The 16,457-nt window shown below is 62.3% G+C and carries 15 protein-coding genes; 10 read left to right on the plus strand and 5 right to left on the minus strand.

The features are described from left to right. The 8 genes from ABI_RS12770 to ABI_RS26265 form a co-directional block, all read left to right on the plus strand. The coding region (locus ABI_RS12770; protein WP_040309227.1) for a response regulator at window positions 1-672 on the plus strand (672 nt) is incomplete at its 5' end. A 13-nt stretch (window positions 673-685) separates the two neighbouring features. Next, window positions 686-1,015, plus strand: coding sequence for a hypothetical protein (locus ABI_RS12775; protein WP_040309228.1), 330 nt, complete (start codon window positions 686-688; stop codon window positions 1,013-1,015). A 10-nt stretch (window positions 1,016-1,025) separates the two neighbouring features. Further along, window positions 1,026-2,192: a sensor histidine kinase gene (locus ABI_RS12780; RefSeq protein WP_006273425.1), complete on the plus strand. Its 1,167-nt coding sequence runs from the start codon at window positions 1,026-1,028 to the stop codon at window positions 2,190-2,192. 146 nt (window positions 2,193-2,338) lie between these two features. After that, complete coding sequence (gene gap / locus ABI_RS12785) at window positions 2,339-3,358, plus strand: type I glyceraldehyde-3-phosphate dehydrogenase (RefSeq protein WP_006273426.1); 1,020 nt, start codon at window positions 2,339-2,341, stop codon at window positions 3,356-3,358. Between the two features lie 4 nt (window positions 3,359-3,362). Then, window positions 3,363-3,698 (plus strand): hypothetical protein, encoded by a 336-nt coding sequence (locus tag ABI_RS12790; RefSeq protein ID WP_040309229.1) that lies wholly within the window; start codon window positions 3,363-3,365, stop codon window positions 3,696-3,698. 7 nt (window positions 3,699-3,705) lie between these two features. After that, window positions 3,706-4,902 carry a phosphoglycerate kinase gene (locus ABI_RS12795; RefSeq protein ID WP_006273428.1) on the plus strand — a complete coding sequence of 399 codons (1,197 nt, stop codon included), beginning with the start codon at window positions 3,706-3,708 and terminating at the stop codon, window positions 4,900-4,902. Between the two features lie 244 nt (window positions 4,903-5,146). Then, complete coding sequence (gene fba / locus ABI_RS12800; RefSeq protein ID WP_006273429.1) at window positions 5,147-6,184, plus strand: class II fructose-bisphosphate aldolase; 1,038 nt, start codon at window positions 5,147-5,149, stop codon at window positions 6,182-6,184. A gap of 62 nt (window positions 6,185-6,246) precedes the next feature. Further along, the gene (locus ABI_RS26265; RefSeq protein ID WP_006273430.1) at window positions 6,247-7,182 is read left to right on the plus strand and encodes a dihydroneopterin aldolase; all 936 of its coding nucleotides are present in this window, start codon (window positions 6,247-6,249) and stop codon (window positions 7,180-7,182) included. A gap of 123 nt (window positions 7,183-7,305) precedes the next feature. Here ABI_RS26265 and ABI_RS12815 read toward each other — a convergent pair whose 3' ends face one another. Further along, the gene (locus ABI_RS12815) at window positions 7,306-8,265 is read right to left on the minus strand and encodes a glucokinase (protein WP_006273431.1); all 960 of its coding nucleotides are present in this window, start codon (window positions 8,263-8,265) and stop codon (window positions 7,306-7,308) included. Window positions 8,266-8,442: 177 nt separating this feature from the next. On the opposite strand from ABI_RS12815, the gene ABI_RS12820 reads away from it, so the two are divergent. After that, window positions 8,443-9,744 carry a hypothetical protein gene (locus tag ABI_RS12820; protein WP_006273432.1) on the plus strand — a complete coding sequence of 434 codons (1,302 nt, stop codon included), beginning with the start codon at window positions 8,443-8,445 and terminating at the stop codon, window positions 9,742-9,744. Between the two features lie 90 nt (window positions 9,745-9,834). On the opposite strand, the gene ABI_RS12825 is transcribed toward ABI_RS12820, so the two are convergent. From ABI_RS12825 to ABI_RS12840, 4 genes are all read right to left on the minus strand, one after another. After that, the gene (locus ABI_RS12825) at window positions 9,835-11,661 is read right to left on the minus strand and encodes a DUF885 domain-containing protein (RefSeq protein WP_006273433.1); all 1,827 of its coding nucleotides are present in this window, start codon (window positions 11,659-11,661) and stop codon (window positions 9,835-9,837) included. 83 nt (window positions 11,662-11,744) lie between these two features. After that, window positions 11,745-12,062, minus strand: a complete 318-nt coding sequence (locus ABI_RS12830; protein ID WP_006273434.1) for a DUF4031 domain-containing protein — start codon at window positions 12,060-12,062, stop codon at window positions 11,745-11,747. A gap of 31 nt (window positions 12,063-12,093) precedes the next feature. Then, entirely contained in the window at window positions 12,094-12,660 is a 567-nt protein-coding gene (locus ABI_RS12835) for a DJ-1/PfpI family protein (protein ID WP_006273435.1), read from the minus strand. A gap of 4 nt (window positions 12,661-12,664) precedes the next feature. Beyond that, window positions 12,665-14,617 (minus strand): DUF885 domain-containing protein, encoded by a 1,953-nt coding sequence (locus ABI_RS12840; protein ID WP_006273436.1) that lies wholly within the window; start codon window positions 14,615-14,617, stop codon window positions 12,665-12,667. Between the two features lie 150 nt (window positions 14,618-14,767). Here ABI_RS12840 and ABI_RS12845 point away from each other — a divergent pair, with 150 nt between their 5' ends. Next, a complete protein-coding gene (locus ABI_RS12845; protein ID WP_006273437.1) occupies window positions 14,768-16,363 on the plus strand; it encodes an FMN-binding glutamate synthase family protein in 1,596 nt (531 codons plus the stop codon). Window positions 16,364-16,457 lie beyond the last annotated feature (94 nt).

The following is a 16,457-nucleotide window of genomic DNA, read 5'->3' on the forward strand; positions in this document are numbered from 1 at the left end:
GACGACGACCGCGATATCCGCGAACTGACCGGGAATTTCCTCGGCCAGAACGGGTTTGTGATCCATACCGCCGCCCAGGGGAAGGAGATGGACAAGATCCTGACACGCGGCGACATCGCCCTGGTCGTGCTGGATTACATGATGCCGGGTGAAGACGGCCTGTCGATCTGCAAGCGTCTGCAGGAACAGGGCGGACCGCCGGTGATCATGGTGTCGGCGCGCGGCGAGGAGATTGACCGCATCGTCGGGCTGGAACTGGGTGCCGACGACTATATCGCCAAGCCCTTCCATCCGCGTGAGTTACTGGCGCGCATCCGCGCCGTCCTGCGCCGGCGCGAAGCCCGCACCGGCGGCGACAAGGGCGCCCCCGTCACCACCTTCTTCGGCTGGTCGCTGGACAATATCAAGCGCACCCTGACCCGCCCCGACGGTATCCAGGTGGCTTTGTCCAACGCCGAATTCGAATTGCTGCGCGTCTTTCTCGACCGCCCCGGCCGAGCCTTGTCGCGCGATCAGATCCTGGACTATCTGCATGGTCCCAATGCCGACAGCTTCGACCGCGCCATCGATGTCCAGATTTCGCGCCTGCGCCGCAAGCTGAGCGACGACCACAACGAAGACATTATTCGCACCATCCGCGGCATCGGCTATATGTTCAAGCCGCTGAAATAGGATTTCGCCCTCGTTGACCGCCCAACCTAAACGCCGGCTTCTATCGCTCCCCATTTTCTGGCAGGTCCTGGGGCTGAGCCTGGCTGTGTTGATCCTGGCTTTGGGGATCAACACCTTTCTGGTGATCAACGCGCCCGATCCGCCGCCGTCGGGCTATACCCTGGAGGAGGCGGCCATCGCGTTGAAGACCGGCAAGGTCGAGTTGCAGAATGGCCGGACCTTGACGACGACCACGGCGACGACCACACCCAGCTTCGTCAGTCAGCCGGCGCGCGGTCCTTTCGGCATGATGTCGGCCGCCCTGGAACAAAAAGCTGGCGGCGCAGCTGGGCGTCCCGGCTGACACGGTCAAGGTGCGCATCCTGCCCCACCGCCGCACCTTTCGTTCCGGCCCCCGCCCCATCGAAACCGACCGGATCGTGTCGTTCAGACATGACGGTCCGGGGCCGGAGGGCGAAGGCCGTTTCCGCGGCGAAGGCGGAGCGGGCGGACCGCCGCCACCGCCACCCGATGAGATGGCCGGTCCCATCATGCGCATCGAGCGACTGGAATTGCGCGGCGACATCGTCTACCCGCCGTTTTCGGCCGCCTGGAAGCTGAATGATGGCAGCTACCGCGTCATCACCCCGCCGCAGGACCTGATCGCACCGTGGCAGGTCCGGCTGCTGCTCGGGTTCGGCCTGACGGCGCTGCTCATCCTGCCACTGGCCTGGTGGCTGTCGCAGCGCCTGGCCGGGCCAATCGTCGCCTTTTCCGAAGCCGCATCCAAGATCGGAGTCGAGGACAATGCTCCGCCAGTGATGGCCATTGGTCCGCGCGAGGTCCGCCAGGCCGCCGATGTGCTCAACGCCATGCAGATCCGCATCCGCAAGCAGGTCGAAAGCCGCACGGCGCTGATGGGGGCCATCGCCCACGACCTGAAGACGCCCCTGGCCCGCATGCGTCTGCGCATCGAAGACCTGCCCTCGCCGCTGCGCGACAAACTGGCCGACGACATCGCCCATATGGACGGGCTGATCCGCTCGGCCATGAGCTTCACCAGCGCCCATAAGCTGGGGGATTCCCTGCGGCCATTGGACCTGTCGGCCCTGGTCGAGACCCTGGCCGACGACCTGTGCGCCGTCTGCCAGATGGACCCGGCCCTGATCGAACCTAACATCATGATCAAGGGGGACATGGTGGCGCTGAAACGCATTGTCACCAACCTGGTCGAAAACGCAGGCCGTTATGCCACCTCATGCCGGATAGAGTTGGCGGCACGCGGGCCGTCGGCAGAGATCCGCATCATCGATAACGGTCCGGGCCTGCCGCCCGACCAACTGGAAACCGTGTTCGAACCCTTCTATCGCATGGAGAGTTCGCGCAGCCGCGATACGGGCGGCACGGGACTGGGTCTATCCGTGGCGCGGTCTCTGGCCGAAGCTCAGGGCGCGACCTTAAGTCTGCACAATCGTTATGAAGGCGCCAACGTCGTCGGGTTGGAAGCGCGCCTCGTGCTGCCGCGGTTGATGCGAAAATAGCCAAAAGCGGTTTCACGTCTGACCATCCGGCTGGAATCCAAGGGTTAGCGTTACCATATACAGTGCGGCGCAAAATAGGGCTTGACTTCAAAGCCTTGAGGTTCAAGAACCGCGTCGAAAAAAGACCCATAGCAAAGGATGCTCCCATGGCTTTACGTGTCGCCATCAACGGGTTCGGCCGCATCGGCCGCCTGGTTCTCCGCTCCATCGTCGAACATGGCCGCACCGACATCGAAGTCGTGGCGATCAATGACCTGGGCCCGGTGGAAACCAATGCCCACCTGTTGCGTTACGACTCCGTACATGGCCGCTTCCCCGGCAAGGTCACCGTCGACGGTGACAGCATCACACTGATCAAGGACGGCAAGACCTACGGTCCGATCAAGGTAACGGCCATCAAGAACCCGGCCGAGCTGCCGCACAAGGAACTGGGCGTCGACATCGCGCTGGAATGCACCGGCATCTTTACCGCCCGCGACAAGGCCGCCTTGCACTTGGACGCCGGCGCCAAGAAGGTCATCGTCTCGGCCCCGGCCGACGGCGCCGACAAGACCATCGTTTACGGCGTCAACCATGACAGCCTGACCAAGGACGACACGGTCATCTCCAACGCCTCGTGCACCACCAACTGCCTGGCGCCGGTCGCCAAGGTGCTGCAGGATCTGTGCGGCATCGAGCGTGGTTACATGACCACCATCCACAGCTACACCAACGATCAACCGTCGCTGGACCAGATGCACAAGGACCTGTACCGGGCCCGCGCCGCGTCGCTCAGCATGATCCCGACCTCGACGGGTGCTGCCAAGGCCGTCGGTCTGGTCTTGCCGGAGCTTAAGGGCAAGCTCGACGGTTCGTCGATCCGTGTGCCGACCCCGAACGTGTCGGCGGTCGACCTGGTCTTCGTGCCGGCGCGCAATGTGACCAAGGACGAGATCAACAACGCTATCATCGCCGCCGCGGAAGGCCCGATGAAGGGCGTGCTGGACTACACCAACGAGCCGCTGGTGTCGTCGGACTTCAACCATGCACCGGCATCCTCGACGTTTGCGCTGAACCAGACCCAGATCGTAGATGGCGGACTGGTCCGCATTCTTGCCTGGTACGATAACGAATGGGGCTTCTCGTCGCGCATGGCCGATACGGCCGTGTATTTCGGCAAGATCTGATCCGATGCAAAGTCGGGCGACCCTTTGGCTGATTGTCCGAGGCGTCGCCCTTATTGTTACCGGCTTCGTCGCCGCCGCTGGCATGACGTTTATTTGCGTCCTGCGAAATCGCTTTTTATGGCGCGTAGATGACTCTATGCAGTTTGGCCCCGGCGTCCCAGACGCTGTTTATGTAGCGCCATTTATTGTTATGATCGCTTGGTTGGTCATTGCCTGCCTGTTTGCCTGGCGCAATCGAGCACCTGTCGGCTTGGCCCTTTCGGCCATTGCCTTTGCTGTCTTCGTGATAAATGCCAGCAACGTTTTTAGACTTGCTTACCCGGTTTGCAACGCTTTTTGAGGTTTCCATGCCCTTCAATACGCTCGACGATGTTTCGGATCTAACCGGCAAGACCGCCCTGGTGCGGGTCGATTTCAACGTGCCGATGGAAAACGGCCGCATTACCGACGACACCCGCTTGAGGGTCGCTATCCCGACCATCGAAAAGCTGAGGAGCAAGGGCGCCAAGGTCGCGCTGCTGGCCCACTTCGACCGCCCCAAAGGCAAGGTCGTACCGGAAATGTCGTTGCGCCCCATCGCCGGTCCGTTGTCGGAACTGCTGGGTATCACGGTCGGCTTCGCCAGCGACTGTGTCGGGCCAGCCGCGTCCGACCTGCTGAAGCTACTGCCGGCCGGTAGTGTCGCCCTGCTGGAAAACGTCCGTTTCCATGCCGGTGAGGAAAAGAACGACCCCGAATTCGCGCAAGCCCTGGCCGACATCGGCGACATCTATGTCAATGACGCCTTCTCGGCGGCGCACCGTGCCCACGCCTCGACCGAGGGCGTCGCCAGGCTGCTGCCGGCATATGCCGGTGAGAGCATGCGCCGGGAACTGGATGCGCTGGAAGCGGCGCTGGGCAATCCGCAGCGCCCGACGCTGGGTATTGTTGGTGGTTCGAAGGTGTCGACCAAACTGGACCTGTTGAAGAACCTGGTCGGCAAGCTGGACGCCCTGGCCATTGGCGGCGGCATGGCCAACACCTTCCTGTTTGCGCAAGGCGTCGATGTCGGCGGTTCGCTGTGCGAGAAAGACCTCAAGGAGACTGCGCTGGAGATTTTGACCGAAGCCGAGGCCAAGGGTTGTCGTATCCTGTTGCCGGTCGATGTCGTGGTGGCTCAGGAGTTCAAGGCCCACGCGCCGTCGCGCACGCAGGATATCGACGCTCCGCTGTCGGCAGAGGATAAGATTTTTGATGCCGGCCCGAAGACGGTGGCGCAACTGAACGAGGTCATGGCCCAGAGCAAGACATTGATCTGGAATGGGCCGCTGGGTGTGTTTGAATTGCCACCGTTTGACGCCGCGACGGTCGCCGCAGCGAAATTTGCTGCGGCGCAAACAAAATCCGGTAAGCTGGTGGCGGTCGCGGGCGGTGGGGACACCGTCGCCGCTTTGAACCATGCCGGTGTGGCCGATGACATGACCTTCGTGTCGACAGCCGGCGGCGCCTTCCTGGAATGGATGGAAGGCAAGGTTCTGCCCGGCGTCGCGGCGCTTGAACAGTAAGAGGAAACGATTTAATTCTTAATTCCAAGCGGTCCACAAAGGTCAAAAGACCAGACCGCTTTATTCTAGGCCCCGCCACAGGGCCATAACCACAGCCAGCAGGAGCTGGCATGGTGAGCCGAAAACGGCTGGCTTTCGAGCACCGGAGCGGAGTGGACTTAAGTCCATGAGCACCGGAGCGCAGAAAGACGGCGGTTTGCAGGCCACCAAGGCAGCTCCGTCTTGAAAGAGGGAAAATTTCAACATGGCCCGTATAAGTCTTCGTCAGTTGCTCGACCACGCCGCCGAGCATGGCTACGGCATGCCCGCCTACAATATCAACAATATGGAACAGGGCCTGGCCATCATGGAGGCGGCCCGCCGCACCCAGTCGCCGGTCATTATCCAGGCATCGCGCGGCGCCCGCGCCTATTCCAACGACCTGATGCTCAAGCGGATGATCAACGCCCTGGTCGAGATCTATCCGGAAATTCCGTTGTGTATGCACCAGGACCACGGCAACAGCGTCGGCACCTGCGCCTCGGCCATCCAGCACGGCTTTACATCGGTGATGATGGACGGCTCGCTGAAGGCGGACGCCAAGACCCCTGCCGATTTCGAGTACAATGTCGATGTCACCCGCCGGGTGGTCGAGATGGCCCACGCCTGCGGCGTCTCGGTCGAAGGTGAACTGGGTGTGCTGGGCTCGCTGGAGACCGGCATGGGCGAGGCCGAGGATGGCCACGGCGCCGAAGGTGTGCTGGACCATTCGCAGCTTCTGACCGATCCGGATCAGGCCGTCGATTTCGTCGCCCAGACCAATGTCGACGCCCTGGCGATTGCCATGGGGACCTCGCATGGCGCCTACAAGTTCACGCGCAAGCCCGACGGCGACGTCTTGGCAATGAATGTGATTTCCGAGATCCACAAGCGCCTGCCCAATACCCATCTGGTGATGCACGGCTCGTCGTCGGTGCCGCAGGAACTGCAGGACATGATCAACGAATATGGCGGCAAGATGCCGCAAACCTGGGGTGTGCCGGTCGAGGAACTGCAAAAGGCCATTAAGATGGGCGTGCGCAAGATCAATATCGACACCGACCTGCGCCTGGCCATCACCGCCGGCATCCGCGAAACCTTTATGAAATCTCCGGAAGTCTTCGACCCGCGAACCTATTTCAAGCCGGCCTATGCGATGATGCAGAAGGTGTGCGAGGACCGCTTCGAGCAGTTCGGTGCCGCCGGCAAAGCGCCGAAAATCAAGCCAGTCGGATTGTCGACCATGGCGCAGTTCTACCTGTAGGCAGGCAGGGCGGCCAAAAGGGCGCATTGACTTGGCAGGTTATATGCGCTTGAAGGCCGCCCATGCTGATCCAGTTTAAACGCCGCTTTTCCATGGCCCATCGTCTGCGCTTCGATTCTGTGTCGAAGTGCATGACGCCGCATGGCCATAACGAATTCGTTGCGGTCAGTTTGCAGCCGAAAGCCTCGGCTAAGGGCATGGATTGGGGAAATGCCAACTACGCCGCCAGCTTCGCCGACCTGAAGCGCCACTGGCACAGCTTTGTCGATGACGCCCTGGACCACGCCTTCCAACTGGGCGTCGACGATCCGATGCTGGGCTATTTCCGCGACCATGAGTCGGAATTGCTGCCGCGCCTTCTGGTCATCCAGGGTGATCCGACCACCGAGGCGGTGGCGACGGCGCTGTTCATGAAGCTCAATGCGATTTTGGCGAAGTTCCGGCCCGATTTTGAATGCGTCCGCTTCGAGATCGAGGAAACCCCGACCAACAGCATCATCCTGACGCCGGAAGACGTCACCGGCTGTCCAATCCGGCTGGGCGAGTGGTGCCATCGGGCGGATCTCAGCCTGAACGATCTGATGCCTGTCGAGTCATGGGGGCAGTTCGCAGCCGCCCTCAAGCAGCGAAGCGGTAGGGCAACAAAAATGATGACGTCGCGGCGAGTTTTTGTCCAAGGCCTGCGCATCGAGGCCGCTATCGGGATCTATGATCATGAACATGGCCGTACCCAGCCGCTGATCATCGACGCGGTCATCGACTTAAGCCTGCATGAGATCCACGGGTTGAAGGATACGCTGAACTACGAGCTGGTCGGCAAGATCGCACGCCAATTCGTCGCGCGCGGTCATATCCGACTGGTCGAGACGCTCGCTGAAGACGTGGCGTCGGAACTGTTGAACCTGCCGCATGTTCAGAGGGTGGAGCTGTCGATTGCCAAACCCGAGGCGCTCAGCGATGCCGATCGGGCGGGCGTGACCGTGGTCTACACGCACTGAGACAAGCTGTGCGTCAGATATTCGGTCGTCCTCCGAAGGCCTTTCAGGCTCGCCGCCCCTCACCCGATCGCGTTCACTTCGTTCCGCTCTCGTCCTCTCGCCGCAAGCGGGGAGAGGTATTTTTTACTCTGCCAGGTCGTCGAACAGGGTGCTGACGCCCAGGATTTCCGCTTCATCGGCGACGATCTGGTACACCGGAATGTCGCGGACATAGCTTGCCACGCGGCCCTTATCGTAGAAACGGCGCGTGAAGACATCGTGGTCGAACAGGCTACCCAGTGCCGTCAGGTGGCTGCCGCTGAGATAGACACCGCCCTTGGCGCCCGTCATCAGGGCGAAGTCCGACGCTACGCCGGCATAGAGCTCGGTTTGTACTCGCACCGCTGTGACGGCTCGCGCTTCGCCGATAAAGGCCTGGGCCATGATCTCTTCGACCGTCATCGACTCCGGTGTTTCGCCGTCAATCACGGCCAGACAGCGCCACAGTTCGCTCAGACCCGGCGCCGACACGGCGCGCTCACGCGAGACATGGCCGTATTTCGCCAGCATCAGCTTGAAAATCTCGACCTCCAGCGCATTGCATGGTGCGAAATCGGCATGGCCGCCTTCGCAATGGGTCGCCACCCAGCCACCGCGGCCATTGGGCGCCAGGAAGGCGCCACCGAGCCCGGCTGTTGGCCCCACGACGGCGACCACCGGCCCCGGCGCGACATCGTCGCCGCAGACCTTCACCCGCTCGTCGCGTTCCAGCACCGGTATGGCCAGGGCCTTGGCGACAAAATCATTGACCATGGTGACGCGCGGCGTCCCCAGCCAGCGGCAGAGTTCCGAGCGATCGAGCGAGAAACCGTAGTGGACCAGGTCGATATGGCCATCGACCTCCCAGCCGGACGTCGAAAACGCGGCGCCCATCAGCTTGGGGCTGCCATTGTCGGCGAGAAAGGCTTCGATGGCGCCGGAACAGTCGTCAAAGGAGTCGCAGCCATAAAGGCTCAGAACCTCAGGGCGGCGACCCGGCTCGGCCAGGGCCAGCTTCATGACCATGCCGATACTGAGGTCGCCCAGAAGGACCTTGCCCGCCATGTGTCTGAACCCTTGTGATGCCTGAACCCTGTTATCCTAAGGTCGGCCGCTTAGGTTAAAACTTCCTTGCCGGACAAGCTTACGCATCGACTTTAAATCGTATTTTTGCTGAGTTAACACCTTCGCAACCATAGGGCGCGATCCTTGGTATCAAAATAGCCAGGTGAGGTCCAGCGCGTGAGTGCGCCCGAAGTGCACACGACCGACCTGCTGACGCAGGATGCCACGGGCAGGATTTTCCTGACCCTGGCCCAGGACGACGCCGCCGAGATCGTCGAGCGCCTGCGGGAGACCCATGCCGATCTGCAGGGACGTGCCTACCTGATCCGGCTCGACATTCTGGTCGAACGGCTGGGCGCCCGATGGGAGATCAAGCGCGACCTCGTCTTCGACCACCTGAAAACCACCTTCGAACGCAAGTTCAAGGAACCGGACTGGTGTATCAAGATCAATGACGACAGCTTCCTGGCCGTCATCCTGACCCTGGGCGAATACAAGGGGGCGCTGAGCGCCGCCGAACTCTGGTACGCGGCCGGGCAGTTCTTTGTCGGTGATGTGTCTGGCGCACCGCCGCCGCTGTTCGAGGCCCTGGCTGACGATGTTGACCGGCTAAGGCTGATTCCGATCGACCTCAACACCTATTTCGACCGCGCTGATGCCCGGCCCTTTCGCGCAACCGAAGCCCCTTTGCCCCAGGCCGCCAGCGACGCCGCGCCCAGGGCCGCGACCTCCGTTGGCACCATGGTGGCGATGCGCCGGCCGTCGTCTTCCGGCGCCGCGATTATGGTGGGGGGCCGCGAGCTGCGTATCGCCAGTGCTCTGGAACCGGTGTTCGAAATGAAGAAGCTGGCGATGATCGGCCACCGCTTCGAACCCACCGTGACGGAAGCGACAGGGTTTCCGCTCGATGCGCGTGCGATCGCCGGCCTCGACTGGGGGGACCGTGAACAGGTCGACCTCGCCAATATCGAACAGGGCCTGAAACTGCTGAAAATGCGCCATCCCGACCAGCGCAAGATGGTGATGATGATCCCCGCCGCGTTCTCGACCTTTGCTTCGGCCAAGGCGCGTGCGCGGCTGATGCCGATGGTGAGCCAGGCCGCCCAGGAGATGCGGCTGAAGGTGCTGTTCGAAATCCGGCATCTCAACGGCGTGCCCCAGGGCCGTGCCGCCGAGGTCGTGTCGATGTTGAAGCCCTATTGCATGACGGCTCTGGGACATGCCGGCGCCGAGCCACGCGCCATTTCAGGCCTGCGCGACCGTGGCCTGGCAGGGGCGGTGGTCGATTATGACGGCGCTCGCCGCGACGATGGTGCACTGGAGGTCTATCTGACCACCTTCACGGCAGCCGCACGCGCCGCAACAGGCGCGTGCATGATCCAGGGCTTCGACAGCCTGCGACAGATGGCCGTGGCCCGGCTGGCGGGGGTCAGCCATGCCAGTCTGAAGGCCTCGGCCCTGACGGCCGCGAGAGGGTAAAAATCCAGGCCGAAGAATACCCCTCCACCGCTCCGCGGTCCCCCTCCACACAAAGTGGGGAGGAGAAGAAAAGGCCCTGTTTCGCTCGGCTCAGATCAGTCCGGCGTCCTTATAAACCTGTTCCAGCACGGCCAGGGGTACGGCGGCGCAGGTCAGGCCGGTGTCGTGGAACTTTTTGATGTCGAAGTTCGCGCCGGCTTTTGCCCGCGCCAGCTCACGCAGCCTGATCCACTGGATCTTTCCGATCATATAGCTGAGCGCCTGGCCCGGCCACACGCAGTAGCGCTCGATCTCGGTCGTCGCCGCCGACTCTTGGTCACCATTGGTGGCGACGAAGTACTGGATGGCCTGTTCGCGGGTCCAGCGCTTGGCGTGCATGCCGGTATCGACCACCAGGCGGATGGCGCGGAACATCGATGACTGGAGATAGCCGATATAGCCGGGCTTATCCTCGGCATACATGCCCATCTCGGCCGCCACCAGTTCCGAATACAGTGCCCAGCCTTCGGAATAGGCCGAATAGCCGCCGGTCTTGCGCAGCATCGGCAAGCCTTGCGCCTCCATCTGGATGGAGATCTGCATGTGGTGACCGGGAATGGCTTCGTGATAGGTCAGGGTCGGCAGCGACCAGGACGGCCATTCCGCCGTGTCGCGCAGGTTGATGTAGTAGGCACCCGGACGCGAACCATCCAGGGTCGGGCGCTGATAATAACCACCCGGCGCTCCGGCTTCGGTTTCCTTAGGGACGCGGCGCACGGTCACCGGCGTCTTGGGCAGGACGCCGAACCAGTCGGGCAGCTTGGCTTCGATCGCGCGGATCTGGACGTTCAGGTCGCCCAGTAGCTGCTCCTTGGCCTCATCCGTATTGGCGTAGACGTATTTCGGATCTTCGGACAGGGCGCGCATGCGTTCGCCCACCGTGCCCTTGGTATAGCCGATCTCCTTCAACTTGACGTCGGCTTCGGCTGTGATCTCGGCCACAAGGTCGAGTCCGATCTTGTGAATCTCTTCCGGCGTCAGATCTGTGGTCGTGCCGCCCCTGGCGCAGTGGGCGTAGTAGGCGTCGCCGTCCTTCAGGCGCCAGATGCCGGCATCGTGGACGGCCTTGGGGCGCGCGGCCTTCAGCGCCGCGATCTGGGCGTCGAGCGCCCTGGCGACCGGGCCATCGATGCGTTTGGCTGCTTCCGCCGCCCAGTCCCCGGCAACGCCCGCCTTGGTGGCCTTTTCGGCCAGGGCCTTGGTCATGGAGCTGTCGCTGCCCTTGATGGCGCGCAGGGCCTGCAGTTGGGTGATGGCCTTGTCGAGCGCGAAGTCGGGCGCCACGATGCCCTGGGCTGCGTCGACGTTGAAGCGGTCGGTCTGCTGGTCCAGCACGGTGGCAAAGCCTTCAATGCGCGACAGGAAGGCGTCGGCGTCTGCCTGGGTGGCGACCGTATGCTGGGTGGCGAGGAAGTCCGGCAGGCTTTGATAGGCGCCGTTGAGCTGGCTGAGGATATAGGGTTGCGAGCCCCAGGAACCGAACTTGAACTTTTCGGCACCAGCCTTGGACTGGGTCAGGCTCCACAGAACGGAGTCGTAGTTGATACGGTCCATGCCGCTGAGATGATCGCGCGGAATGGCGGCGACGGCGGCGTGATGGCGGGCGGTGCGCTCAGACGAGGCCTTCTGTTCGGCCAGGCTGTAATCGGACAGTTTGGCCTTGGCGGCGGCGTATTCACCCTTGTCCAGGCCCAGCGAGGTCAGGGTTTCCGGCGAATGCTTCAACCGCTCCTGATAGATGTCGTCAAACACCTGGTTCAGCTTGGTGGCGACAGACGCGTCGCTGGCCCAAGCCGCGGTATTTAAGGCGGCCGACCCGACGGCGGCGGCGCCGGCCGTAGCAGCGGCGGACGCGAGAAGATGACGGCGGTTAAGCATGGGTAGGTCCCTCATGAACAGTTTGTAGCCATGCTTCGCAGGGTGGCAGCGGAATGGAAGTTAATTTCTTGTAATATTTGCAACTACCCTGAACTTCGCAGCCACGCCCGGTACCACGCCCTGGCGTCTTCGGGGCTGCCGCAGGTGCCCTCGACAACCTTGCGGCGTCGCATTGCGCCGGCCTGTTTGTAGGTGATGGCGATGGCGCCGGCGGCAATCGCCCGGTCGCGCATGGATTCCGGTACGTCGTAATGGTCGCCCTGATAGTGTTCGCGCCTCATACCGATCCGCATGGCGAAGCGATGGAGTTCCGCATCCGTGTCGGCGATCATGTGCGACATGTGCATGCCGCGAAACGCGCCAATACGATAGCGGTACATGTCATCGACAAAGACGGTCATTTCGCGACTATATCCGATATCGCGGAAAGTATCAGACGTGTTCTGCTTTAAATCCGGCCAATTCCTGTTCGGCCTCCGGCGTCCACAGATCGAGCGCCTTCAGGATCTCGACGGCAAAGCTATACGGCGCGCTGCCCGGCGCGGTGATGATGCGGTCGTCACGCACGGCCTGAGGCTGATCGCGGTACAGCGCATCGCCAGCATAGCCTGGCCAGGCCTTGTGCGCCTCCAGGGCATTGCCGGTATGGGCGGCGTTGTCGAGGATGCCTGAGCCCGCCACAGCGCCGGCGGCAGCGCAAATTCCGCCAATCACGCGGCCAGCGGCGCTGAAACGAAGGATCAAAGGCGTCAAGTCCGGCGCCGTGCCCGTCTCCCAACTCATGCCGCCTGGAATGACGAGCGCATCGAAGTCCGCCGGATCGAGCGCCTCATAGGCCAGGTCCGGCGTGACCTTTAGCCCGCCCATGGAGGTCACAGGCGCGCCGTCGGGCGAGGCGGTCACCACCTCCGCACCGAGATAGGCGCGGGCCGCCGCCATCAGCAGGGCACCTTCCCAATCGGCGAACTCCGGTGTCAGGGCGATGGCAATGCGTTTCATGATGTCAGATCAGCCCCTTGGCCTTGTACAGGTCTTCCAGCACCGCCAGCGGCAACGAACCCGCGGTCAGGCCGGTGTCGTGGAAAGTTTTGTAGCTGAAGGCCCCGCCCTGCTTTTTCTTCATGGCGTCGCGTAGTTTCAGCCAGGTGATCTTGCCGACCATATAGCCGAGCGCCTGGCCCGGCCAGGCACAATAGCGCTCGATCTCCAAGGTCGCGCCGCCTTCGGAGTCGCCCGTCGTATCGACCATGTAGCGAATGGCCTGCTCACGGCTCCAGCCGAGATGGTGCATGCCGGTATCGACGACCAGGCGCACAGCGCGGAACAGGGCATCGTGCAGATAGCCCAGGCGGCCGTACGGGTCGTTGTCGTACATCTTCATCTCGGTCGCGGCCAGTTCCTCGGAATACAGCGCCCAGCCCTCGACATAGGCGTTGTAGCTGGCGACCTTGCGCAACTGATGCAGCGGCGCTTCCTGCTGGATCGAGATCTGCATGTGGTGGCCCGGAACCGCCTCATGGTAGGTCAGGGTCGGCAGGCTCCATTTCGGATTGTCGGCCATGCTATGCAGATTGATATTGTAGACGCCGGCACGCGAACCATCCAGGGCCGCCGGTTGATAGTAGCTGGGCTGGCCCAGTTCGTTGGCGATCGGCACGCGACGGATGCTGGCCTTGGTCTTGGGCAGGACGCCGAAATACTGCGGGATCTTGGCCGTCACGGCGTCGACCTTGCCGTTCAGGTCCGACAGCAGTTGCGCCCGGCCTTCGTCACTGTCGGGATAGAGCTGCGACGGGTCGCCGCCCAGGATTTTGTAGCGGTCGGCATTGCTGCCCGCGGCCATACCCAGGGCACGAAAGCGGCTGTCGATCTCGGCCGACAGTTCCGCCACCTTCTGCAGGCCGATGGTGTGGATGTCCTTGGGCGTCAGGTCCGTCGACGTGCCAACGCGGGCGCAGTAGGCGTAGTAGGCAGCGCCATTGGGCAGGTTGCGCACGCCGGCATTGTGCGTCGCCTTACCCAACAGGGCGCCCAGGGCCGTAATCTGGGTGGTCAGGGCAGGCTTGACGACGTCATTGACCTTGGCCGTGGCCAGGGCCGTCCAGTCGCCGGCTATGCCCTTTTCGGCGGTGCGGCGGGTGATCGAGGTCACCAGGATCGACTGTTCGACCGGTGTGTCGCGCAGGTTGGTAATCTGCAGCGCCGCCTTCTTCAGGATAAAGTCCGGCGGGACGATGCCGCGCTGGGCCTCGGCCACGATGCGGGCGGTTTCCTGTTCCAGACCCTTGGCAAAGGCGTCGAGGCGCTGGATATAGGCTTCGGCGTCGGCGGCGGTGTTGATTGTGTGCTGACCGTCCAGGAAATCCGGCACCGTGTTCCAAAAGCCGCTGAGCTGGCTGACGATATAGGGCGTCGGCGCATAGAAGGTGATGTTCATCGGCGTGGCGTTTTCGCCGAAGGTCCAGGTCTGGGCGGCGTCGGCCTGAAGCTGTATGTCCCAGCGCACAGCATCGTAGTCGATGCGGTCGATCGCTGAAAGCTGGTCACGGTCGATGGCGGCCAGGGTTTGGACCGCCTTGCGCAGGCGATTGGCGTTGACATTCAGGCTGGCGGCGCTGCGGTCATCAAGGCGCGACTTGAGATAGGCCAGGTCGCCCTTGTCGAGGCCAAGGTTGGTCGCTGTCATCGGCGACTGGACCAGCAGGTCGCGCAGGATGGAGTCAAAGGCGGCATCCAGCTTCGCCTTGACCTCGGGCGCTGTAACCTCCGGCACGGGCGGAGGGGGCGGCGGTGACGGCGGTTTGGGAGCCGCCTTCTTCGCCGGCTTGCGACTCTTTTTCGAGCTGGCCTTCTTCTTCGCCGGCGCCTTCTTCTTTTTCTTAGTGGCGGCCAGGGCCTCGGTCGCCGTGAAGGCAAGCCCCGACAGGGCGGCTAACAGAAAACGACGATCCAGCATGGACATCTCGCGCAAATACCAAAAAACAAACCTAGGCGGAACAAGGCCTCAGGCGCAACCGGTTGCACATGAAAATGTTGTAATCTTGGCCGATTTATCAAACCGTCGCACAGCTGTCATACCCTTGGTCGTTCACTTTGGGGGCTGATCGTGATTTCGCGTTTTTTCGTATTGCAGATCGTCTGGGCCGCGACTCTCGCGGCACTCGGCCTAGGCTTTTTTGTCGACCGTGCGGTATGGTGGGCGTTGCTGGTCCTGGCACCGCTCAGCGCCATTGGTTTGCTGGACATGATCCAGACTCAGCATTCCATCCTGCGCAATTATCCGATTATCGGCCACTTTCGTTTCTGGATCGAAGCCATTCGTCCGGAAATCCGCCAGTATCTGATCGAGGACGATCGCGACCCCGTTCCATTCTCGCGCGAACAACGCGCCCTGGTCTATCGCCGCGCCAAGAACGCGCCTGACCAGCTTCCGTTTGGCACCATCCGCGACGTCAACGCTATCGGCTACGGCTGGATTTCGCATTCCATGGCCCCTTTGAAGCTCTCCGATCACGATTTCCGTATCGCCATCGGCGGCAAGGCCTGTTTGAAGCCTTACCAGGCCTCTGTGCTCAACATATCGGGCACCAGCTTTGGCTCGGTCAGCAGCAATGCCATCCTTGCTCTCAACAAAGGCGCGCGCAAGGGCGGTTTCGCCCACAATACCGGCGAAGGCTCCATCAGCCGCTACCATGTCAAGGGCGGTGGCGACCTGATCTGGCAGATCGCCTCAGGTTATTTCGGCTGCCGGACGAAGGATGGTCGCTTCGATCCGAACCTGTTCGCCAAGGCGGCCTGCGGCGACCAGGTCAAGATGATCGAAATCAAGCTGAGCCAGGGCGCCAAGCCAGGCCATGGTGGCGTGCTGCCCCGGGCCAAGATCACGGCCGAGATTGCACGCACCCGCCTGATCGACCGTACCCGTGACTGCATTTCACCTGCGCGGCATCCTGAGTTTTCGACGCCACTGGAACTGATGGCGTTCATTTCCAAACTTCGGGACCTGTCGGGCGGCAAGCCGGTCGGGTTCAAGCTCTGCGTGGGCCATCGGTTCGAGTTCCTTGCGCTGATCAAGGCCATGCTGGAGAGCGGTGTGACGCCGGACTTCATCGTCATAGACGGTGGCGAAGGCGGCACCGGCGCTGCGCCAGTGGAATTGTCCAACCATGTCGGCCTGCCGCTGATCGAAGGCCTGTCCTTTGTGCACAATGCCCTGGTCGGCGCCGGCTTGCGGAGCGAAATCCGGCTGGGGGCTTCGGGCAAGGTGGTGTCGGCCTTCGACTTTTGCCGTATCCACGCCTTGGGGGCCGACTATGTCATGTCGGCGCGCGGCTTCATGTTCGCTCTGGGCTGCGTCCAGGCTCGCGCCTGCCATACCAACCACTGCCCGTCGGGTGTTGCCACCCAAGACAAGGGGCGGGCGCAGGCCCTGGTCGTATCGGACAAATTTAAACGGGTCCACACCTACCACCGCAATACCCTGCGCGCCCTTGCCGAGATGCTGGGGGCCGCAGGACTAAAACATCCGTCGGACCTGAAACCATGGCACCTGCATATCCGCGCGGCGACTGGCGAAGTGGTACGAGGCGATGTCGCCTACACCCATCTCGAGCCCGGCGCCTTGCTGTCGAGCGATCTCGATCCCCGGCTGAAACGCGAATGGGACCGTGCCCAGACCCAGAGCTTCGAACCGGCCTTATGAGCAAAAAAAGCCATATTGCCCTTTTACACCGCGAGGCCGACAGGTATTGCGAATTATTCGCGTTTAACGCCGGATTCATCCCTCGTAAGGACCT

It is taken from the genome of Asticcacaulis biprosthecium C19, assembly GCF_000204015.1.
GTDB lineage: Bacteria > Pseudomonadota > Alphaproteobacteria > Caulobacterales > Caulobacteraceae > Asticcacaulis > Asticcacaulis biprosthecius.

Bases quoted from the DNA above. Each gene is read 5' to 3' on its own strand.
- ABI_RS12815 (WP_006273431.1), bottom strand. From the start codon at position 8,265: ATGGCGGGCAAGGTCCTTCTGGGCGACCTCAGTATCGGCATGGTCATG.
- gap (WP_006273426.1), top strand. From the start codon at position 2,339: ATGGCTTTACGTGTCGCCATCAACGGGTTCGGCCGCATCGGCCGCCTG.
- ABI_RS12795 (WP_006273428.1), top strand. From the start codon at position 3,706: ATGCCCTTCAATACGCTCGACGATGTTTCGGATCTAACCGGCAAGACC.
- ABI_RS12790 (WP_040309229.1), top strand. From the start codon at position 3,363: ATGCAAAGTCGGGCGACCCTTTGGCTGATTGTCCGAGGCGTCGCCCTT.
- ABI_RS12830 (WP_006273434.1), bottom strand. From the start codon at position 12,062: ATGACCGTCTTTGTCGATGACATGTACCGCTATCGTATTGGCGCGTTT.
- ABI_RS12825 (WP_006273433.1), bottom strand. From the start codon at position 11,661: ATGCTTAACCGCCGTCATCTTCTCGCGTCCGCCGCTGCTACGGCCGGC.
- ABI_RS12840 (WP_006273436.1), bottom strand. From the start codon at position 14,617: ATGCTGGATCGTCGTTTTCTGTTAGCCGCCCTGTCGGGGCTTGCCTTC.
- fba (WP_006273429.1), top strand. From the start codon at position 5,147: ATGGCCCGTATAAGTCTTCGTCAGTTGCTCGACCACGCCGCCGAGCAT.
- ABI_RS26265 (WP_006273430.1), top strand. From the start codon at position 6,247: ATGCTGATCCAGTTTAAACGCCGCTTTTCCATGGCCCATCGTCTGCGC.
- ABI_RS12835 (WP_006273435.1), bottom strand. From the start codon at position 12,660: ATGAAACGCATTGCCATCGCCCTGACACCGGAGTTCGCCGATTGGGAA.